The sequence below is a fragment of the Rhodovulum sp. PH10 genome (genome assembly GCF_000293785.1).
Lineage (GTDB): Bacteria > Pseudomonadota > Alphaproteobacteria > Rhizobiales > Xanthobacteraceae > Rhodoplanes.
Genome location: NZ_AKZI01000087.1, coordinates 11,221 through 34,686 on the forward strand (window position 1 = coordinate 11,221; position 23,466 = coordinate 34,686).

A 23,466-nucleotide genomic window follows, 5' to 3' on the forward strand; every position below is an offset into this window, starting at 1 on the left:
TCCACGGCCGGTGGCGGTGTGCCGCCGGCCTCTCGTCCGAACCCCTCGAGGCCGGAACCCCGCGATGGCGCTCGCCCGCAATGTCGGCACGGTCGGTGGCGCGACGCTCGCCTCGCGGGTGCTCGCCTTTCTGCGCGACGCCGGCATCGCCGCGCTGCTCGGCGCCGGGCCGATGGCCGACGCCTATTTCGCCGCGCTGCAAATCCCCAATCTCTTCCGCCGGCTGCTCGCCGAGGGGGCGTTCAACGCCGCCTTCGTGCCGATGTGGCTGCGCATCCGCGAGCGCGACGGCGACGACGGCGCCCGCCGCTTCGCCGAGGGCGCGCTCGGCGCGATGGCGCTCGGGCTCGCCGCGCTCGCGCTCGTGCTCGCGGTGGCGGCGCCGCTCGTGGTGCGGCTGATCGCGCCGGGCTTTGCCGCAGGCGGCGACCGGTTCGCGCTGGCGGTGCATCTGGTGCGACTGTCGGTGCCATATGTGGCGGTGGCGGGCACGCTCGCGGTGCTGGCGGCGGTGCTCAATGCCGAGCGGCGGGTGGTGGCGACCGCGTTCGGGCCGATCGTCTTCAATGCGGTGATGCTGGCGGCGGTGGCGGCCCTGCTGCTCGGCCATGCGCCGGGCGGCGTGCCCGGCGGCGTCTCGGTGCCGGCGGTGCTGGCGGTGGCGTTCGTCGTCGCCGGCATCGGCCAGACGGGTCTGATCGGCGGTGCGGTGGCGCGCCTGCCGGTGCGGCCGCGAAAAGTGGTGCGAAAGCCCTCGCCCGACGTGCGGCGGCTCCTGGTGCAGGCGGGGCCCGGGCTGGTGGCGGCCGGCATCCCGCAACTGACGCTGCTCGCCGGCGCGATGATCGCCTCGCCCTCGCCCGCCGGGGTGTCGTGGCTCTATTACGCCGACCGGCTCTACGAGTTTCCGCTCGGCGTGGTGTCGGTGGCGATCGCCGCGGTGATCGGCCCGGTGATCGCCCTGCAGGTCCGCTCCGGCACGAACGCCGAGGTGGCGGCGGCGCAGTCGCGCGCCTTCGAGATCGCGCTCGCGCTCGCCCTGCCGGCGGCGACCGGCTTCGTGCTGCTGGCCGAGCCGATCGCCCGCGCGCTGTTCGAGCGCGGCGCCTTCACGCCGCACGACACGCAAATGGTCGCCGCCGCGCTCGCCGCCATCGCCATGGGCTTGCCCGGCCACGTGGCGGAGAAAGTGCTCGGCGCGGTCTCCTTCGCCCACGAGGACACCCGCACGCCGATGGTCGCGGCCTTGTGCGGCCTCGCGGTCGCGGCGGCCGCCGGCATCTTGGCGTTCCCACGCTTCGGCCATGTCGGCGTGGCGGCGGCGATCGCGACCGCCGGCTATGTCGGCAGCGCCATTCTCGGCACCGTGCTCGCCCGGCGCAAATGGCTTTCGCTCGACCGCGCCGCCGGCACGCGGCTGCCGCGCATCGCCGCCGCCACGCTTCTCATGGCGCTGGTGCTCGCCGGGGCGAATACCCTTCTGGCCGCGCTCGGCCCCTCCGTCGCGGTGCCGGCGACCACGCTCGGCCGCTTCGCTCTGCTGGCGCTCCTGCTCGGCGCCGGGCTCGGCACCTATGTCGCGGCGCTCGAAGCCCTCGGCATCGCCACCACCGCCGACATCACCGCCGCGCTGAAGCGGCGCCATCCGCAACCGCCGCGGGCGCCGTGAGGGTTTCCGCCCTTGCGCCCTCGGGCGGCAAATGGCACACCGCCGCCGCGATCATCAGGAGTGTCGAAATGGCGTTCAAGGAACGGGTCTTTTCCGGTGTCCAGCCGACCGGAAATCTGCATCTCGGCAACTATCTCGGCGCCATCGTCAATTTCGTGAAGCTGCAGGCCACCTACGAGTGCGTCTATTGCGTGGTCGACATGCACGCGATCACCGTGTGGCAGGACCCGGCCGAGCTGAAGAAGAGCATCCGCGAGGTGACCGCCGCGTTCCTGGCCGCCGGCATCGACCCGAAGAAGCACATCGTGTTCAACCAGAGCCAGGTGTCGGAACACGCCGAGCTCGCCTGGGTGTTCAACTGCGTGGCCCGGCTCGGCTGGCTCAACCGCATGACCCAGTTCAAGGAGAAGGCCGGCAAGGACCGCGAGAACGCCTCGGTCGGCCTCTACGCCTACCCGAACCTGATGGCCGCCGACATTCTGATCTATCGCGCGACCCACGTGCCGATCGGCGAGGACCAGCGCCAGCACCTCGAGCTGACCCGCGACATCGCACAGAAATTCAACAACGATTTCAAGCCGCAGATCGACGCCGCCGGCTTTCCGGACGGATTCTTCCCGCTCGCCGAGGGCTTGATGAGCGGCCCTGCCACGCGGGTGATGAGCCTGCGTGACGGCTCCAAGAAGATGTCGAAGTCCGACCCGTCGGACTACTCCCGCATCGCGCTGTCCGACGACGCCGACGCGATCGCCCAGAAGATCAAGAAGGCCAAGACCGATCCCGAGCCCTTGCCGAGCGAGGAGAAGGGGCTCGAGGGCCGGCCCGAGGCGGACAATCTGGTCGGCATTTTTGCGGCGCTCGCCGGCCGGTCCCGGGCAGACGTGCTCGGCGAGTATGGCGGGGCGCAGTTCTCCACCTTCAAGGCGGCGCTGATCGACCTCGCAGTGGCAAAACTCTCGCCGATCACCTCCGAGATGAACCGGCTCACCGCCGATCCCGGCCATATCGACGCGGTGCTCGCCGACGGCAGCGCCCGGGCAAAGGTGCTGGCCGCCGAGACCATGGCGCACGTCAAGGACATCGTCGGCTTCGTGCGGGGCTGAGGCTGGCTTTCGGCCCCTTTCGGTGGAAAAAGCTCGACGGCTTGTGCCGACCGCGGCCGGCATGGCAGCATCGCGGCGGAAGGGGGGCGGCGCCGGGACGCCGCCGAACGCGAACATGAGCCGCAAGCGCCGCTGCTACGAGCCCGGGCACAGGCCCAAATATCTCGTGGTGATCGACAAGACGGCCGAGTGCGACCGCGCCGTCTATTATGCCAGCCGGCGCGCCGCACGCACCGGGGCCGGCGTCCTCATGCTGCGGGTGATCGAGACCGGCGACCGTGCCCCGCAATGGCTCGGCGTCGCCGAGATCATGCAGGCCGAGCAGCACGAGGAGGCCGGCGAGATGGTCGCCCGCTTCGCCGCGCGGGCGAACGGGATCGCCGGCATCACCCCGGAGCGGGTGATCCGCGAGGGCGACCCGACCGAGGAGATCCTCGCGCTGATCGAGGAGGACGAGGACATCGCCGTGCTGGTGCTGGCCGCCGGCGACGACGAGGAGCCGGGGCCGCTGGTGACCTCGCTGTCGCAGGCGGCGGGCTCGTTCCTCATCCCGATGACCATCGTGCCGGGCCATCTGTCGGACGACGAGCTCGACGCGATGACTTGAGGCGAGCTTTTGCGGGCGCCGCGGAGCGGGCGGCGCGCGTCGCTCGGCATGATTGCACCGCCTCGAAAATCGCGCCTTCGGGCAAATCCGGTTGACGCCCGTGCCGCGAGGGCACATCTGACGAAGAACCGACCCCGCCGCGGCCTTGAACCGCGGAGCAGGAGAGCACCGATGTTCATCCAGACCGAGCAGACGCCCAATCCCGCCACCCTGAAGTTTTTGCCGGGCCGCACCGTGCTGCCCTACGGCACGCTCGACTACCGCAGCAAGGACGACGCGGCCGCCTCGCCGCTCGCCCAGCGCCTGTTCGACGTGCCGGGCGTGGTCGGCGTGTTCTTCGGCGCGGACTTCATCACCATCACCAAGACCGACACCGACTGGCAGCACATCAAGCCGGCGGTGCTGGGCGTCATCATGGAGCATTTCATGGCCGACGCCCCGGTGGTGATGGAGGCCCACCCGGCCAGCGAGACCGACGAGTTCTTCGACGAGAAGGACGCGGAAACCGTCGAGCTGATCAAGGATTTGATCGACAACCGGGTGCGCCCGGCGGTGGCCAACGACGGCGGCGACATCACCTTCAAGGGGTTCAAGGACGGCGTCGTCTATCTCACCATGAAGGGCGCCTGCTCGGGCTGCCCGTCCTCCACCGCGACGCTCCGCCACGGCATCCAGAACCTGCTCCGCCACTTCGTGCCGGAGGTGGAAGAAGTCCGCCCGGTGTGAGGGGGGCTCACGCCTCGCCCTGCTCCGGCGAGCCGAGGTTCGAGGAGCCGAGGTGCCGCCTCGGCTCCATCCGGTCGTGCAGCACCCGCACGATCTCGATCGTCTCCGTATCCGCCGAGCGATAGAACACGACGTGCACCGGGTGCTTCACGCCCGGTGCGCGTTCGGCATGCCGCAGATGCAGGCTGCGCAAGCCGGGCAGGAGGTCGGAGCGGTCGCGGGTCGGCGGTGCCTTCGGATCGGCCGCGATCGCGCGGAATGCCGAGGCGAGCAGCGCCGCATAGCTGCGCCGGGCACTCGCACCCCAGCGCGCCTCGCTGGTGGCCAGGATTTTCGCGAGATCGCGCTCGGCCGGCCGCGAAATCCGGAACCGGGCCATAAGCGTCCGCCTAGCCGGCGCGCGGCGACAGCTCGTCGAGCCAGCGGTCGAGGTCGGCGTCGGCGATCTCGCTCCAGTCGCCGCGGTCGAGCGCCTGCGTGCCGGCCTCGAGCTGCAGCCGCAAGGCGGCCCGCCTCAGCTCGTCCTCCTCGCGGCGCTGCTGCAGCACACGAACCGCGTCGCGCACCACCTCGCTCGCGTCCTGATAGTCGCCGGTCGCCACCGTCCGGTCGATGAAGGCGTCCTGCTCGGCGGTGAAGCTGATGGTGCGGTTCGCCATTCGCCGTCTCCGTCGTCGTGTCCTTCGGAAGAAGCCTGCCATCCGCCCCCCGGCCGCGGCAAGCCTGCCGCGGCGGGTTCCGCTCGCTCGCCCGCTCACCCCGGCAGGCGGATGGTCTTCGGCCGGCCGGCCCCGAGCCCGGCGACGAGCGCGGCCACCGACAGCACGAGGTGATAGACCGCGACCGCGTGCCAGCCGGCGGCGTCGTGGATGGTGCCGACCATCAGCGGCCCGAGCACGCCGCACACCGCATAGCCGACGCTCTGCGACAGGCCGGACAGCTGGGTCGCCACCTGCTGGTCGCCGGCCCGCATGACGATCAGCGACAGCGCCACCCCGAACGCCCCGCCCTGGCCGATGCCGAGCACGATCGAGACCCCCGTGAGCCACCCCACTGGCGCGAAAATGTAGCCGGTGAGGCCGGCGAGCCCCATCAGCACCATCAGCACCGCCATCGGCCGCTGGTCGCGGGTGCGCACGGCGAGCATCGGCGCGAGGAAGCCGCCGGCCATCTGGGCAACGTAAGAGATCGACACCATCACGCCCGCCGCCGCCGGATCGAGCCCGCGCGCGGCGACCATGGTCGGGCCCCAGGCAAAAACCGAATAGGCGAGCGAGGAGACCAGCGCCATGTAGCCGGTCACCTGCCAGGCGAGCGGATCGCGCATCAAGCCCTTGCGGTGGGTGCGCGCCCGCCCGCCGACCCGTTCGCGCCGAAAGAGCTGCGGGATGAACACCATGCCCGCCAAGAGCGCCGACAGCCCCCACACCAGGAGCGCCTGTTGCCAGGAGCCGCCGAGCGCGGCCATCAGCGGCACCGCGGTCGCGGTCGAGACCGCTGCGCCGAACCCGATGGTCATCGTGTAGAGCCCCATCATCGGGCCGATGCGGTGGGGGAAGTCGCGCTTCACCACCACCGGCGCCAACACGCCGAGAAGGCTCATCGAGGCGCCGATGACGATCGTGCCGGCGAACAGCGGCAGCACGCCGAAGCCGCGCAGCACGGTGCCGGCGACGATGCCGAGCAGCGAGGCGAGCAGCACCGCCTCGACCCCGAGCCGGCGCACCAGCGGCGGCGCCGCCGGGGCGAACAGGCCGAGGCACACCACCGGCGCCATGGTCAGCACGCTGGTGGCGAAGCCCGACAGGCCGAGATCGGCGCGGATGGCGCCGAGCAGCGGCGCCACGCTGGTGATCGCCGGGCGAAGGTTGAAGGCGATCAGCACCACCGCGGCGACGCTCCAGGCCGGATGCTCGCGCAGCACCGCGCGCAGGCTCTTGCCGCGCCGGTCGCGGTCGTGGTCCGGCGGCGGGCCGGCATCGGGCGTGCTCGAGGTGGCGTGTGCGGGCGTCACACCCTCCGGCGCCGCGCCCTCGGGCGGCGCGCCCTGAGGCGGCACCCCCTCGGGGGGTGGCGCGGCGGAATCGGAGCGGTGGGGAACCGCGCGGGCGGCCGGAAACGGGGTCACGACGGCCTCCGTCGGCGCATCGTGATGAGGGCGCGGGTCCATCGCGGCGGTCTCTTTTCTGGTTTTTCTGGTCGGCGGTCGGGTCTGTCGAAGATGGAGGCCGCGCAATGTTTCTTCAAAGGCATCTTTGGACCGAGATCTGTTCTTTCGGAGACACGATGTGCCGCGCCGCCCGCCGGCGTGGGGCATTCGTCCCGCATCGGCCACGCATCGCGCCGCGGATCCGACGAGCACCGACCGTGCCACATGCCGGCTCTTGCACCGAATCGCTTGCACCTTCGGCCGCTTGGCGGCACGCTCGCGGTCGCACCGGGGGACCCGACGGGGTCGTCCGGGAGAGCGATCGAACGAAAAACCGGCGCCGAACGGAGCCGTGCTGCCCGGAGCCGTCTTGCCCATGCGTGTCCTCGCCCTCGACACCGCGCTCGCGGCCTGCTCCGTCGCGGTGCTCGATTCCGACAGTGCCGGCGTGCTGGCGCACGAGAGCCGGCCGATGGAGCGCGGCCACGCCGAGGCGCTGATGCCGATGGTCGCCCGGGTGATGAGCGAGGCCGACACCGAGTTCGTCGATCTCGACCGCATCGTGGTGACGATCGGGCCGGGCAGCTTCACCGGCCTGCGGGTCGGGGTGGCGGCGGCCCGCGGGCTGGCGCTCGCCACCGGCAAGCCGATGGTCGGGCTGACCACGCTCGCCGCCTTCGCCGCGCCGCACATCGCCGCAGACGACAAGACGCCGCTCCTCTCGGTGATCGATGCCCGCCACGAGCAGGTCTACATGCAACTCGTCGGCGAGGGCGGCCGCGCGCTGATCGCGCCGCGCATCGCCAGCGTCCGCGAGGCGGCGCGGATCGCCACCGCCGCCCCCACCCGGATCGTCGGCTCGGCCGCCGCGATGGTGCACGCCGCCTGGATGACCGGCTCGCGCCCGCCGGTGTGCGTCGACACCACCCCCGCCCCCGACATCGACTGGGTGGCCCGCCTCGGCGCGGTCGCCGCCGACACCACCACCGCGCCGAAGCCGCTCTATCTGCGCGCACCCGACGCCAAGCCACAGGACGGAGCCCGGCTCGCCCGACGATGATCGACCTGATGCGCAAATGGTTGACCCGCGAGGACGCCCGCATCGGCGAGGGGCGGCCGGGCGACGCCCCTGCGCTGGCGGTGCTGCACGCGGCCTCGTTCCGGCGCGGCTGGAGCGAGGAGGAGTTCGAGCGGCTGCTCGCCGAGCGCAACGTGATCGTCGATCTCGCGACGCTCGGCGACGACCTCGCCGGCTTCGTGATGTCGCGCCAGGCGCTCGACGAGGCGGAGATTCTCTCGGTCGCGGTATCGCCCGCACGGCGCGGCCGGCGGGTCGCGAGCCGGCTGTTGTCGGTCCATCTCGGCCGGCTCACCGGTTATGGCGTCGCCAAGGTGTTTCTCGAGGTCGATCGCGACAATCAGCCGGCCTGCCGGCTCTACCGGGCGGCGGGCTTCTCGCAGGTCGGCGAGCGGCCGGGCTACTACGACCGCGGCGACGGAACCCCGGCGGTCGCCCTGGTGATGCGCAAGGACTTGCTCTGAGAGACCTCCTCCGACCGTCCGCCGCCGAACCCGACCGGCCGGCATGCGATGGACGCCGCCCGAGCGGGCTTTTATGATGGGCCGGTTCATGCGACATCGCGCATACGCAGAGGACGTGGCGGAGCGAACCGGGTGACGGAGCAGATCAACCACATCGAGGCGCAATGCGCCGCCAAGGGCATGCGCATGACCGAGCAGCGCCGCATCATCGCGCGCGTGCTGGCGCAGTCCGACGACCACCCCGACGTCGAGGAGCTCTACAAGCGCTGCGTGGTGGTCGACCCCCACATCTCGATCTCGACCGTCTACCGCACCGTCAAGCTGTTCGAGGACGCCGGCATCATCGAGCGCCACGATTTTCGCGAGGGGCGCGCGCGCTACGAGCAGATCCGCGAGACCCACCACGACCACCTGGTCAATCTCCGCAACGGCGAGGTGATCGAGTTCCAGTCCGAGGAGATCGAGGAGCTGCAGCGCGAGATCGCGCGGCGGCTCGGCTACCGGCTGATCGACCACCGCCTCGAGCTCTACGCGGTGCCGCTGGACGACAAGGCGTCGTGACCTCATGCTGCGGCTCGTCGTTCTCGCGGTCGGCTTCACGGTCGCGACCGTCGTGCTGCTGCCGTTCCAGTGGGTGGCGGTGAAATACGCGCTGCCGCTGCGCCGAAAAATTCCCACATTCTTTCATCGGATCGTCTGTGCGCTGCTCGGCGTGCGGGTTCACGAGGTCGGCCGCCCGGCGACCGACCGGCCGCTCCTGATCGTCGCCAACCACGTCTCGTGGATCGACATCGCCGCCGTCACCTCGCGCCTGCCGGTGGTGTTCGTGGCGAAATCCGAGGTCGCGACCTGGCCGCTGTTCGGCCTGTTCGCGAAGCTCCAGCGCTCGGTGTTCGTCGACCGCGCACGGCGCAGCAAGACCCGCGAGGTCAATGCCGAGATCGCCCAAAGGCTCGCCGAGGGCGATCCCGTCGTGCTGTTCGGCGAGGGCACGTCGAGCGACGGCAACCGGGTGCTGCCGTTCCGCTCGGCGCTGATCGGCGCGGCGGGCGACGCGCTCGCCGAGGCGGAGGCCGGGCGCTTGGTCCACGTGCAGCCGCTGTCGATCGCCTATACCCGCTACCAGGGGGTGCCGATGGGCCGCCAGTTCCGCCCGCTCGCCGCCTGGTACGGCTCGATCGACCTCCTGCCGCATCTGGCGAAGATCGGCAGCGTCGGGGCGGTCGACATGGTGCTCACTTGGGGCGAGCCGGTCGCCTACGACGCCGCCTCCGACCGCAAAACGGTGACCCGCCTGCTCGAGGAGCGGGTGCGGACGATGACCGCCGAGGCGCTGCATCGCGGCGCGGGCTTTCCGCCCGCCCGGCCGACGGCGGGGCGCCGGCGGGCCGAACCGACCCGGACCATCCCACCGCAACCGGCGGTTCCGGCGACGGCGGCTGCAAACGCCGTTCCCATTCCGGAAAAAACTCGCTAGACGAAGGACGAGCACGACCGAGCGATGCCGTCCGGCGCGCGGGGCGCCTGCGGCGGTCCGGGCACGGGACTTGCGTTGCGATCGGCATCCAGGGATGCCGGAGCGCCGCGCGGGGTGCCGGCGATCTCGCGCGAGCGAGTGGAACTTCTGGCGAATCGGCCGCGGGAGGCGGCCCGGGCGATGGCGAAGCGGCAATTCCGCATTACATCCGCCGAGGCGGCCACGCGGCCGACACAGGATCCGGCACAGGATCCGACACAGGACATCGAGGCCATTTCGAGCGTGACCAGCGCCCCGCCAAAACTCTACGTGAAGTCGTACGGCTGCCAGATGAACGTCTACGACTCGCAGCGCATGGCCGACCTCTTGGGCCGCGACGGGTATGTCGAGACCGCCGGGCCGGACGACGCCGACGTCATCGTGCTGAACACCTGCCACATCCGCGAGAAGGCCGCCGAGAAGGTTTATTCCGAGCTCGGCCGGCTGCGGGTGCTCAAGCAAGCGGCGGCCGAGGCCGGACGGCGCGTCACGGTGGCGGTCGCCGGCTGCGTCGCCCAGGCGGAAGGCGAGGAAATTCTCCGACGCGCCCGCGTCGTCGATCTGGTCGTCGGCCCGCAGAACTATCACCGGCTGCCGGAGCTGGTCGCCCGCACGAGCAACGGCGCCCGCGTGGTCGACACCGAGTTCCCGGCCGAGGACAAGTTCGACCATTTGCCGGCGCCGAGCGCCGCCGCCACCCGCGCGCGGGGTTTCGCCGCCTTCGTCACCGTGCAGGAGGGCTGCGACAAGTTCTGCACCTTCTGCGTCGTGCCCTACACGCGCGGCGCCGAGGTGTCGCGGCCGGTGGCGAAGATCGTCGAAGACGCCACCCGCCTCGCCGAGGCCGGGGTGCGGGAAATCCGGCTGATCGGCCAGAACGTCAATGCCTGGCACGGCGCGGGGCCGGACGGCTCGACCTGGACGCTGGCGCGCCTGCTCGAACGGCTCGCGGAAATCCCGGGCATCGCCCGGCTGCGCTACATGACCAGCCACCCGCGCGACATGGACGAGGCGCTGATCGCCGCCCATGGCGAATTGCCGGCGCTGATGCCGCAGCTCCATCTGCCGGTGCAGTCGGGCTCCGACAAAATTCTCGCGGCGATGAACCGCCGCCACCGCCACGACGAGTATGTTTCGATCATCGAGCGGCTGAAGGCGGCAAGGCCCGACATCGCGCTGTCCGGCGACTTCATCGTCGGCTTTCCCGGCGAGACCGAGCAGGATTTTCGCGACACCCTCGCGCTGGTCGATGCGGTCGGCTACGCCAGCGCCTACTCCTTCAAGTACTCGCCGCGCCCCGGCACGCCGGCGGCCGAGCGCGAGGACCAGGTGCCGGAGGAGGAGAAGGCCGAGCGCCTCGCCCGCCTGCAGGCCCGGCTCGAGCACCATGCGAGCGCCTTCAATGCCGGAACCGTCGGCCGCACCGTCGACGTTCTCCTGGAAGGCGAGGGCCGGCTGCCCGGCCAGCTGGTCGGCAAATCGCCCTATTTACAGGCGGTCCAGGTCATGGCTCCGACATCGTCCAAGGGTGAGATCGTGCCCGTCCGAATCACCGCGACCGGCTCCAACAGCCTGTTCGGGACGCTCGTGTCCGCCTCCGCGCGGCCCGGCGGTCCGGCAGTGGACGAGCCGCGTGTCGCGAGCGCAGGATTCTGAACCGACGTGGCACGACGCACTTCCGGAACGCCCGCATTGATCCCGTCCGCCGACGACGCGACCGACACCCAGCTGGTGCTGGCCTTCGACGACAACCGGCTCGCCACCGCGCTGTTCGGCCAGTACGGCCAGAACCTCGCGCTGATCGAGCGCCGGCTCGGCGTCACCGCCGATTCGCGCGGCAACCACGTCACCCTCGACGGCCCGCGCGACGCCTGCGAGCAGGCCCGCCACGTGCTGGAAAGCCTCTACGAGCAGCTCGCCGCCGGCCACGATCTCGGCCAGGGCGACGTCGAGGGGGCGATCCGGCTGGCCCGCTCGCAGGGCTCGCTGTTCGACTTCGACCCCGGCGCGTCGCGCGCGAGCTTCGAATCGATCGACCTGCGCAAGCGCACGGTGCGCGCCCGCACCGCCGCCCAGGACGCCTATATCCGCGCGCTCAAGCGCAACGCGCTGGTGTTCGGGGCGGGGCCGGCCGGCACCGGAAAAACCTGGCTCGCGGTGGCGCACGCGATCGCCCTGTTCGAGCGCAAGGAGGTCGACCGCATCGTGCTGTCGCGGCCGGCGGTGGAGGCCGGCGAGCGGCTCGGTTTTCTCCCCGGCGACATGCGCGAGAAGGTGGATCCGTACCTGCGGCCGATCTACGATGCGTTGTTCGACCTGATGGACGCCCGCATCGTCGAGCGCGCGCTGCAGACCGGCGAGATCGAGATCGCGCCGCTCGCCTTCATGCGCGGCCGCACGCTCGCCAATGCCTGCGTGATCCTCGACGAGGCGCAGAACACCACCTCGATGCAGATGAAGATGTTTCTGACCCGGCTCGGCGAGAACGCCCGGATGATCGTCACCGGCGACCCGAGCCAGGTGGACCTTCCCCCCGGCCAGACCTCCGGACTGGCGGAGGCCCTGAAGCTCCTCGCCGACGTCGAGGGCATCGGCGTCGTCGGCTTCTCCGCCGAGGACGTGATCCGACACGAGCTGGTGGCGCGCATCGTCGCCGCCTACGACCGGGCCGGCACGTCCGGCCGCAAGCGCGAGCGCGAGACCGGCGCATCATGACACCCGACGACGAGGCTTCCTCTCCCGAGACGCTCGACGACCCGCTCGACGTGGTGGTCGATTCGCCCCTGTGGGCGGCGATGCCCGACGCCGACGCCGTGGTGCGGCGCGCGGTCGCGGCCGCGCTGCCGCGCGCGTTCCGCGACGCCGAATTGTGCGTGCTGCTGGCCGACGACGCGGCGGTGCGGGCGCTCAACGCCCGCTACCGGGGCCGCGACAGCGCCACCAATGTGCTATCGTTCCCGGCGCTACGCGACGGCGTGCCGAACGCGGCGAGCTCCGGCCTGCCGGTGCCGCTCGGCGACGTGGTGATCGCCTACGAGACCGTCCGCGCCGAGGCGGACAGCGAAGGAAAGCCGTTGGCTCATCATCTTTCCCATCTGGTCGTGCACGGGGTTCTGCACCTGCTCGGCCACGACCACGAAACGGATGCCGAGGCCGACGCCATGGAGGCGCAGGAACGGGCCATTCTCGCGACCCTCGCGGTGCCCGATCCGTACGCCGGACGCGACTGCGCCTGATCGCCACCGCCATGCCCGAAGACGTCCCAAGTCGACCCGAATCGCACGCGGCTGCGGATGCCCGCAGCCTGACGCTGCCCGCATTGCGCGGCGAGGTTCTCCCGCGCGAGAGCGGCGAGAGCTGGGTGCAGCGCGCCCTGCGCGCGCTGTTCGGCTGGAAGCCCGGCTCCGCCCGCTCCGACTTCGCGGTGCTGCTGGAAGGCAGCGCACCGGCCGAAGGCGGCTTCTCGCCGGAAGAGCGGGCGATGCTGAAGAACATCCTCGGCCTGCGCGAGCGGCGCAGCGAGGACATCATGGTGCCGCGCGCCGACATCGTCGCGGTGCAGAAGGACATCGGCCTCGGCGATCTGATGAAGGAGTTCCAGAACGCCGGCCATTCGCGCCTCGTCGTCTACGACGACACGCTCGACGATCCGGTCGGCATGGTCCACATCCGCGACCTCGTCGCCTACATGGCCGAGCACGCGGCGGTGACCCCGCAGATCAAGGCCAAGCGCAAGAGGAAGTTCTTCGCCGACCTCGACCTGCACGCGATCGACCTGGCGATGCCGCTGTCGAAATGCGCGATCGTGCGCGACATCCTGTTCGTGCCGCCGTCGATGCCGGCGCTCGACCTGCTCGCCAAGATGCAGGCCTCGCGGGTCCATCTCGCTTTGGTGATCGACGAGTACGGCGGCACCGACGGCATCATCTCGATCGAGGATCTGGTCGAGCAGATCGTCGGCGACATCGAGGACGAGCACGACGAGCACGCCCGCAGCATCGTCCGCCAGCCGGACGGCTCGTTCCTGGCCGACGCCCGCGCGCCGCTGGAGGACGTGGTGGCCACGGTGGGCGCCGAGTTCGACGTCGGCGACGCGGCGGAGGAGGTCGACACCGTCGGCGGCTATCTCGTCACCCGCGTCGGCCGCGTGCCGGTGCGCGGCGAGATCGTGCCCGGCCCCGAGCCGTTCGAGATCGAGGTGTTGGACGCCGATCCCCGCCGGGTGAAGCGGGTGAAGATTTCCCGCGGCAAGCCGGGCCGCGGCGCGGCTTCGGCCGCGGCAGGCGCATCGACCGGTGCGTCGACCGGCACCGCCATCGCCCCCGCCACGAGTGGCGCCACGAGTGGCGGCACCAGTCCTGGGACTGGTTCCGGGACGAGTCCCGGCGCCGGGCGGGAAACACGGCGCGAGCAGGCGCCGCAAGAGCGGCCGCGAGAGAAGCTGCCGCCCGAGATTCCGTCGCAGAGCACCGCCCCGTCCGACCACGAGGAGCCGCCGCCCGCCGACCGGGCGCCGCCGGCCGACGAGGCCGCCCCGCCCGCCGATCCGCGCCGGCGAGCCGCCTCGTGAGCACGCTCGCCCGGATCGCCCAGCCGATCGTGCTGTCGTTCGGCGTGCGCCGGGCGCTGATCGCCTTCCTCGCCGGCGGCGCGACCACGTTGGCGATGCCGCCGATCGGTTTTTGGCCGGCGCTCCTGCTCACCTTCCCGGTCGCCGTCTGGCTGATCGACGGCGCCGGCATCGGCCGCTGGAACGGCGCGCTCGCCGCCGCCGCCGCCGGCTGGTGGTTCGGCTTCGGCTATTTCCTCTCCGGCCTCTACTGGGTCGGCGCCGCCTTCCTGGTCGATGCCGACCGTTTCGCCGCGCTGATGCCGGTCGCCGTGCTGGTGCTGCCCGGCGGCATGGCGATCTACACCGCGTTCGGCTTCGGCCTCGCCCGCGCCCTGTGGACCGGCAACGCGCTGCGGATCGTCACGCTCGCCGGCACGCTGACGCTCGCCGAGTTCTTGCGCGGGCACATGCTGTCCGGGTTTCCGTGGAATGCGTTCGGCTATGCGTTCGCCACGCCGCTGCCGCTCGCCCAAGGATTCTCGCTGATCGGCCTGTGGGGCATGACCTTCCTCGCGGTGCTGGTGCTGGCGAGCCCGGCGGTGCTGGCCGACGGGCCGAGCGGCGGCCGCGGCCGGTTCGTGCTGCCGGCGGTTTCGGCGCTGCTTCTCGCGGCACTCGCGGTGTTCGGCGCGGTGCGCCTCGCCACCACCCCGGCCACGATGGTCGACGGCGTGCGGCTGCGGCTGATGCAGCCCAACGTGCCGCAGGACCAGCGCTTCGGCTATTCGGCCAAGGCCGACATCATGCGCCGCTATCTCGCGCTGTCCGGCCGCACCACCGCGTCCCGCCCGAACGGCATCGCCGACGTCACTCATCTGATCTGGCCGGAATCGGCCTTTCCGTTCTTCGTCACCCGCGAGGCCGACGCGCTGGCGGCGATCGCCGACCTTTTGCCCGAAGGCACCGTGCTGATCACCGGCGGCGCCCGGCTCGCCGACGGCTCGCGGCCCGGCCACGTGCGCGCGTACAACTCGGTCTACGTGTTCGACGACGCCGGCTCGATCCTGTCGATCTACGACAAGGTGCATCTGGTGCCGTTCGGCGAGTACGTGCCGCTCGGCAGCCTGCTGACCCGGCTCGGGCTCGAGCAGCTCGTCCGCATTCCCGGCGGCTTTTTGGCCGGCGACCGGCTGCGCCGGCTGGACGTTCCCGGCGCCCCGCCGGTGGTGCCGCTGGTGTGCTACGAGGCGGTGTTTCCGAACGCGGTGGTGCCGCCCGGCGAGCGCCCCGGCTGGCTCCTCAATCTCACCAACGACGCCTGGTTCGGCATCAGCCCCGGCCCGTTCCAGCATCTCCTGCAGGCGCGCATGCGCGCCGTGGAGGAGGGCCTGCCGCTGGTGCGGGTCGCCAACACCGGCATCTCGGTGGTGGTCGATCCGCTCGGCCGGATCGTCGCCGAGCTCGGGCTCGGCCGCGAGGGCGTGCTCGACTCCGGGTTGCCGGCGGCGATCGCGCCCACCGTGTATGCAAAGGCCGGCGACGCACCCGCCCTGATTGCGATCGCCCTCACGCTCGTGGCGGGCGTTCGGGCCCGGCTGCGCGTCCTGAAGGCAGCCGATCGCGGTCGCTGACGCGACCCCTGCGTGTCTCGCGCCTCGGGCGCTGTGGCACCCGCGCACTACCGCGCGTTTTTTCGGCTCGTTTTCTCATATCGCCCGAAATCTGCCGCTCACGGGGAGAAACGTGAGGCGTCGCAGGTGCTCGTCCGGTTTCGGAGGAGGACCGCAGCGCGGCACATTGACCCACAGCCGGAGCGCCTCAGGGCGACCACCAGATGCACACTCTCCCTGCTTCGTGCCGACGATTCGGCGAAAATCGCCTGTCGACAGGCGATCCGCGCGCATGGCTGACCCGCTTCGGATGCGGCCAAAACCGCCGCAATTACAGGTATCATTCTGCTGACATCCCGCTCGCGAGACGATAAGGGTGTCGCCTGCAACCCGGCGTCCACCACGCTGTTCCGTACTCGATCTCGACCTGGCTCCACACGTAGACGTCGGGTTTCTCGGGAGAAATCGCCCGAAACTCGACGGACTAAGCAAGGCTAGTAAAGACAAGTTTTACCAGCGTGTAATGGTTAATCCGCGCTCGGCTGGGTAGAAATAATTCGCCTACACATTATATTCGATTTAAGTCTGTTTCAGCGACAGGCAGATCAGCTGTGCAATCCTACGATTGCAACAGATCGAGGTTCGGCAGAGATAGGTGGTCGGCGGGGGATAAAAAAAGGAGAGAGAAAAGATGATGGCAAAGAAGGCTCCGAACCCCATCGACAAACATGTCGGGAGCCGTGTTCGCATGCGTCGCATGATGCTGGGAATGAGCCAGGAGAAGCTCGGTGATGCGTTGAGCCTCACCTTCCAGCAGGTGCAGAAGTACGAGAAGGGGACGAACCGCATCGGCGCCAGCCGACTGCAGCAGATCGCTCACATCCTTCAGGTTCCGGTCGCATTCTTCTTCGAAGGCGCCCCCGATCTGAGTGGCGACTCGAACGCGACCGGCCTCGGTGAAGCTCCGTCGCCGGCCTACATCTCCGACTTTCTCGCGACCTCCGACGGCCTCGCTCTGACCAAGGCGTTCATGCGCATCGGCGACGTCAAGCTGCGCCGGCGGATCGTCGACCTGGTCGAGCACATCGCCGGCGAACCGGCCGAGAACGGCAACGGCACCAGTGCCGCCGCCGTCGAGCACTGATCGGACCACCGACCAACAGGATGTGAGCGCGTCCTCGCGGACGCGCCGCCTCCACCCCCGAACGTCCCTACCCGTCCCGAAATCCCCGCCACCCTTCCCTTCGCTTCGCGTCCTTCGCTTTTCTGCGCGTCCCTCCGGCACGCCGCGACCTCGCGGCGTTGCCTGCCGACCGGGCACGCGGCTCTTGACCGGGCAGGTCGCCGCTGCAAGAACAGGCGCCGCACGGTCGACGCGGAGGTCCGCGTCCCGCCTGGAGAGTCGAACGTGTCCCGCGCGAGCTATCTTTTCACGAGCGAATCAGTTTCCGAAGGTCATCCCGACAAGGTTTGCGACCGCATTTCCGACGAGGTCGTCGACACCTTCTTCGAGCTCGGCCCGAAGCACGGCTGGGATGCGCGCAACCTGCGCGTCGCCTGCGAGACGCTGGCCACCACCAATCGCGTGGTGATCGCCGGCGAGACCCGCGGCCCCGCCGAGATCTCGCCCGATCTCCTGATCGAGCGTGCCCGAGCCGCCATCAAGGACATCGGTTACGAGCAGGACGGCTTCCACTGGAAGAACGCCGAGGTCGAGGTCCTGCTGCACGCCCAGTCGGCCGACATCGCCCAGGGCGTCGATTCCACCGGCAACAAGGACGAGGGCGCCGGCGACCAGGGCATCATGTTCGGCTATGCCTGCCGCGAGACCCCCGAGCTGATGCCGGCGCCGATCTACTACGCCCACAAGATCCTCAAGCTGATGGCGGAGGCCCGCCACGCCGGCCGCACCACCTCGCTCGGCCCCGACGCCAAGAGCCAGGTCACCGTCCGCTACGAGAACGGCAAGCCGGTCGAGGTGACCGAGGTGGTGGTCTCGACCCAGCACACCAGCGAGAGCCAGACCTCGGAGGACATCCGGGCGATCGTCGAGCCGTTCGTGCGCGAGGCTTTGCCGGACGGCTGGGTCGGCGCCAAGACGATCTGGCACGTCAACCCGACCGGAAAATTCGTGATCGGCGGCCCGGACGGCGACTGCGGCCTGACCGGCCGAAAGATCATCGTCGACACCTATGGCGGCGCGGCCCCGCACGGCGGCGGCGCCTTCTCGGGCAAGGACCCGACCAAGGTCGACCGCTCGGCCGCCTATGCGGCGCGCTATCTCGCCAAGAACGTGGTCGCCGCCGGCCTCGCCGAGCGCTGCACCATCCAGCTCTCCTACGCGATCGGCGTGTCGCGGCCGCTGTCGCTCTATGTCGACCTGCACGGCACCGGCAAGGTCGACGAGGCCAAGCTCGAGACCGTGCTCGGCGAGGTGATGGACCTCTCCCCGCGCGGCATCCGCGAGCACCTCAAGCTCAACCGCCCGATCTACGCCCGCACGTCGTCCTACGGCCATTTCGGCCGGGCGCCGGAGGCCGATGGCGGCTTCTCCTGGGAGGCCACCGACCTCGCCGAGGCGATCCGCGGCGCGGTGTGATCCGGTTTCCGAACGAGCGGCCGGAAGCCATGACCTCATCCTGAGGGTCGCCGAAGGCGACGTCTCCAAGGATGAGGCCCGCACCGTGGCCCCGCCCTTCGAGACGCACTCCTGCGGAGTGCTCCTCGGGACGAGGTGAAGCTTCTGTCGCCGTTGGTATGAGAACCCGAGCCGTTCCGCCGAAAACCGTATGATGCAATTCGCGAGCGCGGCGGTCTTCGCTCCGCGCTCGCACCGAACGATCCGACGGCCGGTGGAGCAGACAAATCTCCGCCGGCCGTTTTTCTCGGCCGGGACAGGCCCGACCACACCCGCCCGAACGCCGTCATGGATCCGAACGCAAATCCCCGCGCCTTCTTCGGCCGCCGCAAGGGCCACAAGCTCCGGGCGCATCAGTCGGACCTGTTGGAGACGGTGCTGCCGCGGCTGGCCCTCGACCTTTCGACGCCCGCGCCGGAAAACCTCGCCGCGCTGTTCGATCCGGCGGCCGGCCAGATGGTCGGGCAGATGGTCGGTGAGGTGAAGCTCGAGATCGGCTTCGGCGCCGGCGAGCACCTCGCCGCCCAGGCCGAGGCGGAGCCGGCGACCGGCTTCGTCGGCTGCGAGCCGTTCGTCAACGGCATGGCGCAGGGCCTCGCGCTGTTCGAGGCGAAGGGGCTGAACAACATCCGCCTGCACCACGGCGACGCGATCGAGATCTTGCGCTGGCTGCCGGAAGGCTCGCTCGCCCGCGTCGATCTCCTCTATCCCGACCCGTGGCCGAAGCGCCGCCACTGGAAGCGCCGCTTCGTGCAGGCCGAGACGGTGGCGCTCGTCGCCCGCGCGCTCGCCGACGGCGGGCACTTTCGCTTCGCCTCCGACTGGCCGAATTATGCCGAGTGGACGCTCGCGCGCCTCCTCCGCTCGCCCGATTTTTCGTGGACGGCCGAGCGCGCGAGCGATTGGCGAACGCCGTGGGCCGGCTGGAGCCGCACCCGCTACGAGGCGAAGGCGATCCGCGAGGGCCGTACCCCCTGCTATCTGGTCTTCGAGCGGCGTCCCCGCGGCGCGTGAGCCGGCCGCTCAGACCGGCTCGCTGCCGGCGCCGCGCACCCGCCGGCGGGCGGCGACGGGCACCTTCGCGGTCGCCACCTGCGGATAGAAGGCGTGGACCGGAACGCTCATCAACGCCAGGATGAAGATCACCGGCACGGCGAACACAAGAACGAGGGGCATCCCGAGTCTCCTTGCGGCCTGCGGCATCATACGGCGCCGCGTCGTTTCGAGCCAACCGGCCGGGCGCGTCTCGCGCCCGCTCCGCGTCTTCGTTCCCCCCGACAGGATCGCCTCACCGAAGCGCGGCGATACAGAAATCCAACATAAGATCGAGCGGGGGATCCGGAAAGTCCGCACATTCCACCATGAGGCGGGGATGCGTGTACCGCATTGTCGCGACATGGACGCAGCGTGCCGCCGTGAGCGGGTCGCCCTTGCGGAACTCGCCCGCCGCCATTCCGTCGGCGACGATGCCGGCGAGGATGCCGTCCATCCGGTCGACATACTCGGTCACCATGTCCCACCGCTCGCTGATCGCGATCGCCACCAGATCGTGCAGTTTCTGCTCGACGGTGAAGCGCTCCGCATTGAGCCGCTCGAGCGCGGTCAGGAGGTTGCGCAGGCGGGTCGAGGCCGGCGCGTCGCTCGCGGCGACCGCCTCCGCGGCGGAGATCACCTCGGCGAGCAGCTTGCGGCCGACCGCCTCGTTGATCTCGTCCTTGGAGCGGAAGAAGCGGTAGACGTTGGCCGGCGACATGCCGAGCGTGCGGGCGATGTCGGCGACCGTGGTCTTCTGGTAGCCGACCTGCCGGTAGAGCCGCTCGGCGGTGGCGACGATGCGGCTGCGGGTGTCGGTCTCCCGCGCGTCGCCCGCGGGATGGCTCGCGGGGTGGCCAGCGGGCTGGCCCGCGGGGTCGCCCGACGCCGCTGCGCCCCGGCCGGAGGCCTTCGCCACCGCACGAATCTTGTCGACGATCGTTTTCGCCTGCCGCATCGCTCTCACCGGTCCTCGGTGCTTTTCGGCGCCGTTTCGGCACCCGTTCGCTCGTCCGGCGCATTCTCGCCCGACCTATCGGTCCCGTCCTCGGCCTCGGTCCCCGCCTCGGCCGGGGCATGTCCGTTGCCGTCTCCGTTGCCGGTCCCGTTGGGAACCAGCGCCGGCGCGCCGCCCGCCGGGGCCGGCAACGGCTCGTCGCGGTCCGCCGGCGGGGTGCCGCGCTCGTCGAGCGAGCGGCGGAACCACAAGGCATACAGCGCCGGCAGGAACAACAGCGTCAGCGCGGTCGCGACCAGAAGCCCGCCCATGATGGTGACCGCCATCGGCCCCCAGAAACCCGAGCGCGACAGCGGAATCATGGCGAGCACCGCGGCCATCGCGGTGAGCACCACCGGCCGGGCGCGGCGCACCGTCGCCTCGACGATCGCCTCGCCCCGGGTGCGGCCGTGCGACACGTCCTGCTCGATCTGGTCGACCAGGATCACCGTGTTGCGGATGATCATGCCGGCGAGCGCGATCAGGCCGAGCAGCGCGACGAAGCCGAACGGCATGCCGGACACCAGAAGCCCGAGGGTCGCCCCGATCAGCCCGAGCGGCGCCGTCAGGAGCACCAGTCCGAGCCGCGAGAAGCTCTGCAGCTGAACCATCAGGATGGTCAGCATGGCGACGATCATCACCGGGAAGACGGCGAACAGCGAGGTGTTGGCCTTGGCCGATTCCTCGACCGCACCGCCGACCTCCATCCGGTAGCCCTCCGGCAGCGACGCGCGGAGGTCGCCGAGTTTTTCCCAGATGCGGTTCGACACGTCGGGCGCCTGCACGCCGTCGCGGATGTCGGTGCGCACCGTGATGGCGAGATCGCGGTTGCGGCGCCAGAAGATCGCCGGCTCGTGGCTCTCCTCGATGCGGGCGACCTGCGACAGCGGCACTGGCACGCCGTTCCGCGACAGCACCGTGAGGTCGCCGAGATGGCCGAGGCCGCCTCGCTGCGGGGCGATCGCGCGCGCCACCACCGCCACCTTCTCGGTGCCGTCGCGGATGGTGGTCACCGTGTAGCCGGACACCAGTGTCTGCAGCGTCTGCGCCACCGTCTGCGGATCGAGGCCGAGCGCGCGGGCGCGGTCCTGGTCGAGCACCAGCCGCACCGATGGCATCTCCTCGTTCCAGTCGAGCTGCGGCTCCAGCACGTCGGGGTCCTGGCGCATGCGGTCGCGCACCCGGTAGGCGATCTGGCGCAGGCGGTCGGGATCGTTGCCGATCACCCGGAACTGCACCGGGAAGCCGACCGGCGGCCCGAACGAGAAGCGGTCGACCCGCACGCGGGCCTGCGCCAGCGCGCCCTCGGCGACGGCGCCGTCGATCTTCGCCTTGAGCCGCTCGCGCGCCTCGACGTTCCTGGCGACGATGACGATCTCGGCATAGGCCTCGTTCGGCAGCGCCGGCGACAGGCCGAGCCAGAAGCGGGGCGGGCCCTGGCCGACATAGGTGGTCCAGGTCGCGGCGTCGTCGTCGCCGGCGATCAGGCTCTCGGCCTTCTTCGCGGTGTCGAGCGTGGCGCCGATCGCGGTGCCTTCCGGCATACGGATCTGCAGGAAGAGCTCGGTGCGCTCGGAGACCGGGAAGAACTGCTGCGGGATGCGGCCGAAGCCGACCACGGCCAGCCCGAAGACCACCAGCGTGCCGGCGACCACCACCACCCGGTGGCGCACGCAGAAGCGGATCGCCCGGCGCAGCCGCGCATAGATGCGCGTGTGATAGATCTGCTCGGGGTCGCCTTCCAGCACGGGGAAGTTCGGCAGGAGCTTCATGCCGAGATAGGGCGTGAACACCACCGCGACGACCCACGACGCCACCAGCGCGATCGCCACCACCCAGAAGATGCCGCCGGCATACTCGCCGGTCGCCGACGCCGCGAAGCCGACCGGCAAAAAGCCCGCGGCGGTCACCAGCGTGCCGGTGAGCATCGGGAAGGCGGTCGAGACCCAGGCGAACGAGGCGGCGCGCGGGCGGTCGTATCCCTGCTCCATCTTCACCACCATCATCTCCACCGCGATGATCGCGTCGTCGACCAGGAGGCCGAGGGCGATGATCAGCGCGCCGAGCGTGACCCGATGGAGATCGAGCCCGATCAGCAGCATGATGGTGAAGACGATGGCGAGCACCAGCGGCACCGACAGCGCCACCACGATGCCGGTGCGCCAGCCGAGCGAGAGGAAGCTCACCGCCAGCACGATGGCGAGCGCCTCGACGAAGGACTGCATGAAGTCGCCGACCGCCTCCTCGACGATCTTCGGCTGGTCGGCGATCCGCTCGAAGGTGAGGCCGACCGGCGTCTCGGCGACCACGCCCTTCATCACCTTGTCGACGTTCTCGCCGAGCGTCAGGATGTTGGCGCCCTTCTGCATGACGACGCCGATCGCCAGCGCCGGCACGCCGCGCTGACGCAGCAGAAAGTCCGGCGGGTCCTCGTAGCCGCGCGAGACGGTGGCGATGTCGCCGAGCCGCACCACCGTGCCGTCCGAGGCGGCGACCGGCGTCTCGCGCACCGCCGCCACTCCGTCGAGCGCGCCGGTGACGCGCAGCGGAATGCGGGTCGCGCCGGTCTGCACGGTACCGGCCGGCGTCATCGCGTTCTGCTTGGCGAGGCTGTCGAAGATCGCCTGCGGGGTGATGCCGAGGGTGGCGAGCTTGACATGATCGAAGTCGACGAAGATGCGCTGGTCCTGCACGCCGTATATCGTCACCTTGGTGACGTCCGGCACCTTCAGGAGCTTTTGCCGCACGCCCTCGGCAACCTCCTTCAGCGTCGCGTAGTCGGCGGTTCCCGAGCGCAGCGTGTAGAGGATGGAATCGACGTCGCCGTACTCGTCGTTGACGAAGGGCCCGAGCACGCCGTCCGGCAGATCCGGCTGCAGGTCGGCCATCTTCTTGCGCAGGAGATAGAACAGCCACGGCACCTCCTTGGGCGGCGTGGTGTCGCGGAACTCCATCTGCGAGGCGATGAAGCCGGGCTTCGAGTAGGTCGTGACGCGGTAGAAGTAGGGCAGCTCCTGGAGCTTCTTCTCGATGCGGTCGGCGACCTGATCCTGCATCTCCTGCGCGGTCGCGCCCGGCCAGGCGGCGGTGACCACCGCCACCTTGATGGTGAAGGAGGGATCCTCGGCGCGGCCGAGCCGCTCGTAGGAGAGCCCGCCGGCGAGCGCCAGCATGATGATCAGGAACAGCACCAGGGTCGGATGCGCGACCGCCCAGGCGGAGACGTTGAAGCGGCGCATCACACGGCTCCCCGGATCGCGAGGCGGCGATCACGCTCGCCGCCGAGGACGGAACAGCTCGGGCAAGGAGAGACGCTGCAAAGAGT

At 70.4% G+C, this 23,466-nt stretch carries 22 protein-coding genes; 16 read left to right on the plus strand and 6 right to left on the minus strand.

Features of this window, described 5'->3' with window-relative positions:
- The first annotated feature begins 64 nt into the window (after nt 1–64).
- From murJ to A33M_RS14525, 4 genes are all read left to right on the plus strand, one after another.
- A complete protein-coding gene (murJ, locus tag A33M_RS14510; protein WP_008388447.1) occupies nt 65–1,669 on the plus strand; it encodes a murein biosynthesis integral membrane protein MurJ in 1,605 nt (534 codons plus the stop codon).
- 68 nt (nt 1,670–1,737) lie between these two features.
- Nucleotides 1,738–2,772, plus strand: coding sequence for a tryptophan--tRNA ligase (gene trpS, locus A33M_RS14515; RefSeq protein ID WP_008388450.1), 1,035 nt, complete (start codon nt 1,738–1,740; stop codon nt 2,770–2,772).
- Between the two features lie 115 nt (nt 2,773–2,887).
- Nucleotides 2,888–3,379, plus strand: a complete 492-nt coding sequence (locus A33M_RS14520) for a universal stress protein (protein WP_008388452.1) — start codon at nt 2,888–2,890, stop codon at nt 3,377–3,379.
- A 171-nt stretch (nt 3,380–3,550) separates the two neighbouring features.
- Complete coding sequence (locus A33M_RS14525) at nt 3,551–4,105, plus strand: NifU family protein (protein WP_008388453.1); 555 nt, start codon at nt 3,551–3,553, stop codon at nt 4,103–4,105.
- Between the two features lie 7 nt (nt 4,106–4,112).
- On the opposite strand, the gene A33M_RS14530 is transcribed toward A33M_RS14525, so the two are convergent.
- The 3 genes from A33M_RS14530 to A33M_RS14540 all read right to left on the minus strand — a co-directional run bounded on the left by A33M_RS14530 (nt 4,113) and on the right by A33M_RS14540 (nt 6,233).
- Nucleotides 4,113–4,484, minus strand: coding sequence for a type II toxin-antitoxin system RelE/ParE family toxin (locus A33M_RS14530; RefSeq protein WP_008388455.1), 372 nt, complete (start codon nt 4,482–4,484; stop codon nt 4,113–4,115).
- A gap of 10 nt (nt 4,485–4,494) precedes the next feature.
- On the minus strand, nt 4,495–4,764 hold the full coding sequence (locus A33M_RS14535; RefSeq protein WP_008388456.1) for a type II toxin-antitoxin system ParD family antitoxin: 270 nt from the start codon (nt 4,762–4,764) through the stop codon (nt 4,495–4,497).
- Between the two features lie 95 nt (nt 4,765–4,859).
- Entirely contained in the window at nt 4,860–6,233 is a 1,374-nt protein-coding gene (locus tag A33M_RS14540; protein ID WP_008388458.1) for an MFS transporter, read from the minus strand.
- A 397-nt stretch (nt 6,234–6,630) separates the two neighbouring features.
- Here A33M_RS14540 and tsaB point away from each other — a divergent pair, with 397 nt between their 5' ends.
- The 12 genes from tsaB (at nt 6,631) to trmB (ending at nt 19,126) form a co-directional block, all read left to right on the plus strand.
- Nucleotides 6,631–7,314 carry a tRNA (adenosine(37)-N6)-threonylcarbamoyltransferase complex dimerization subunit type 1 TsaB gene (tsaB, locus tag A33M_RS14545; protein WP_008388461.1) on the plus strand — a complete coding sequence of 228 codons (684 nt, stop codon included), beginning with the start codon at nt 6,631–6,633 and terminating at the stop codon, nt 7,312–7,314.
- Between the two features lie 8 nt (nt 7,315–7,322).
- Nucleotides 7,323–7,796: a GNAT family N-acetyltransferase gene (locus A33M_RS14550; RefSeq protein ID WP_040620742.1), complete on the plus strand. Its 474-nt coding sequence runs from the start codon at nt 7,323–7,325 to the stop codon at nt 7,794–7,796.
- Between the two features lie 180 nt (nt 7,797–7,976).
- Nucleotides 7,977–8,357, plus strand: coding sequence for a Fur family transcriptional regulator (locus A33M_RS14555; protein ID WP_237718386.1), 381 nt, complete (start codon nt 7,977–7,979; stop codon nt 8,355–8,357).
- Between the two features lie 4 nt (nt 8,358–8,361).
- On the plus strand, nt 8,362–9,273 hold the full coding sequence (locus A33M_RS14560) for a lysophospholipid acyltransferase family protein (RefSeq protein ID WP_008388468.1): 912 nt from the start codon (nt 8,362–8,364) through the stop codon (nt 9,271–9,273).
- A gap of 282 nt (nt 9,274–9,555) precedes the next feature.
- Nucleotides 9,556–10,968 carry a tRNA (N6-isopentenyl adenosine(37)-C2)-methylthiotransferase MiaB gene (gene miaB, locus A33M_RS14565; RefSeq protein WP_040620745.1) on the plus strand — a complete coding sequence of 471 codons (1,413 nt, stop codon included), beginning with the start codon at nt 9,556–9,558 and terminating at the stop codon, nt 10,966–10,968.
- A 6-nt stretch (nt 10,969–10,974) separates the two neighbouring features.
- Nucleotides 10,975–12,027, plus strand: coding sequence for a PhoH family protein (locus A33M_RS14570; RefSeq protein WP_008388469.1), 1,053 nt, complete (start codon nt 10,975–10,977; stop codon nt 12,025–12,027).
- The gene (gene ybeY / locus A33M_RS14575) at nt 12,024–12,548 is read left to right on the plus strand and encodes an rRNA maturation RNase YbeY (protein ID WP_008388472.1); all 525 of its coding nucleotides are present in this window, start codon (nt 12,024–12,026) and stop codon (nt 12,546–12,548) included. Before A33M_RS14570 ends, ybeY begins: the two co-directional genes overlap by 4 nt.
- A gap of 11 nt (nt 12,549–12,559) precedes the next feature.
- Nucleotides 12,560–13,882 (plus strand): hemolysin family protein, encoded by a 1,323-nt coding sequence (locus A33M_RS14580; RefSeq protein WP_008388475.1) that lies wholly within the window; start codon nt 12,560–12,562, stop codon nt 13,880–13,882.
- The gene (gene lnt / locus A33M_RS14585; protein WP_008388476.1) at nt 13,879–15,495 is read left to right on the plus strand and encodes an apolipoprotein N-acyltransferase; all 1,617 of its coding nucleotides are present in this window, start codon (nt 13,879–13,881) and stop codon (nt 15,493–15,495) included. The genes A33M_RS14580 and lnt overlap by 4 nt, the downstream gene beginning before the upstream one ends.
- A 670-nt stretch (nt 15,496–16,165) precedes the next feature.
- The gene (locus A33M_RS14590) at nt 16,166–16,618 is read left to right on the plus strand and encodes a helix-turn-helix domain-containing protein (protein ID WP_202801900.1); all 453 of its coding nucleotides are present in this window, start codon (nt 16,166–16,168) and stop codon (nt 16,616–16,618) included.
- 264 nt (nt 16,619–16,882) lie between these two features.
- Complete coding sequence (gene metK / locus A33M_RS14595) at nt 16,883–18,073, plus strand: methionine adenosyltransferase (RefSeq protein WP_008388480.1); 1,191 nt, start codon at nt 16,883–16,885, stop codon at nt 18,071–18,073.
- A gap of 327 nt (nt 18,074–18,400) precedes the next feature.
- Complete coding sequence (gene trmB, locus A33M_RS14600) at nt 18,401–19,126, plus strand: tRNA (guanosine(46)-N7)-methyltransferase TrmB (protein WP_008388482.1); 726 nt, start codon at nt 18,401–18,403, stop codon at nt 19,124–19,126.
- A gap of 9 nt (nt 19,127–19,135) precedes the next feature.
- Here the strand turns inward: trmB and A33M_RS24050 are convergent, their stop codons facing one another.
- From A33M_RS24050 to A33M_RS14610, 3 genes are all read right to left on the minus strand, one after another.
- A complete protein-coding gene (locus A33M_RS24050; RefSeq protein WP_157223492.1) occupies nt 19,136–19,288 on the minus strand; it encodes a hypothetical protein in 153 nt (50 codons plus the stop codon).
- Between the two features lie 112 nt (nt 19,289–19,400).
- Nucleotides 19,401–20,102 (minus strand): TetR/AcrR family transcriptional regulator, encoded by a 702-nt coding sequence (locus A33M_RS14605; protein ID WP_008388486.1) that lies wholly within the window; start codon nt 20,100–20,102, stop codon nt 19,401–19,403.
- Between the two features lie 5 nt (nt 20,103–20,107).
- The gene (locus A33M_RS14610; RefSeq protein ID WP_008388488.1) at nt 20,108–23,380 is read right to left on the minus strand and encodes an efflux RND transporter permease subunit; all 3,273 of its coding nucleotides are present in this window, start codon (nt 23,378–23,380) and stop codon (nt 20,108–20,110) included.
- Nucleotides 23,381–23,466 lie beyond the last annotated feature (86 nt).

Coding starts and splice junctions, on each gene's coding strand:
- murJ (WP_008388447.1), top strand. CDS start 65: ATGGCGCTCGCCCGCAATGTCGGCACGGTCGGTGGCGCGACGCTCGCC.
- A33M_RS14560 (WP_008388468.1), top strand. CDS start 8,362: ATGCTGCGGCTCGTCGTTCTCGCGGTCGGCTTCACGGTCGCGACCGTC.
- A33M_RS14530 (WP_008388455.1), bottom strand. CDS start 4,484: ATGGCCCGGTTCCGGATTTCGCGGCCGGCCGAGCGCGATCTCGCGAAA.
- trmB (WP_008388482.1), top strand. CDS start 18,401: ATGGATCCGAACGCAAATCCCCGCGCCTTCTTCGGCCGCCGCAAGGGC.
- tsaB (WP_008388461.1), top strand. CDS start 6,631: ATGCGTGTCCTCGCCCTCGACACCGCGCTCGCGGCCTGCTCCGTCGCG.
- A33M_RS14580 (WP_008388475.1), top strand. CDS start 12,560: ATGCCCGAAGACGTCCCAAGTCGACCCGAATCGCACGCGGCTGCGGAT.
- A33M_RS14550 (WP_040620742.1), top strand. CDS start 7,323: ATGCGCAAATGGTTGACCCGCGAGGACGCCCGCATCGGCGAGGGGCGG.
- A33M_RS14520 (WP_008388452.1), top strand. CDS start 2,888: ATGAGCCGCAAGCGCCGCTGCTACGAGCCCGGGCACAGGCCCAAATAT.
- ybeY (WP_008388472.1), top strand. CDS start 12,024: ATGACACCCGACGACGAGGCTTCCTCTCCCGAGACGCTCGACGACCCG.
- A33M_RS14535 (WP_008388456.1), bottom strand. CDS start 4,764: ATGGCGAACCGCACCATCAGCTTCACCGCCGAGCAGGACGCCTTCATC.
- A33M_RS14605 (WP_008388486.1), bottom strand. CDS start 20,102: ATGCGGCAGGCGAAAACGATCGTCGACAAGATTCGTGCGGTGGCGAAG.
- A33M_RS14555 (WP_237718386.1), top strand. CDS start 7,977: ATGCGCATGACCGAGCAGCGCCGCATCATCGCGCGCGTGCTGGCGCAG.
- A33M_RS14610 (WP_008388488.1), bottom strand. CDS start 23,380: ATGCGCCGCTTCAACGTCTCCGCCTGGGCGGTCGCGCATCCGACCCTG.
- A33M_RS14525 (WP_008388453.1), top strand. CDS start 3,551: ATGTTCATCCAGACCGAGCAGACGCCCAATCCCGCCACCCTGAAGTTT.
- A33M_RS24050 (WP_157223492.1), bottom strand. CDS start 19,288: ATGCCCCTCGTTCTTGTGTTCGCCGTGCCGGTGATCTTCATCCTGGCG.
- trpS (WP_008388450.1), top strand. CDS start 1,738: ATGGCGTTCAAGGAACGGGTCTTTTCCGGTGTCCAGCCGACCGGAAAT.
- A33M_RS14590 (WP_202801900.1), top strand. CDS start 16,166: ATGATGGCAAAGAAGGCTCCGAACCCCATCGACAAACATGTCGGGAGC.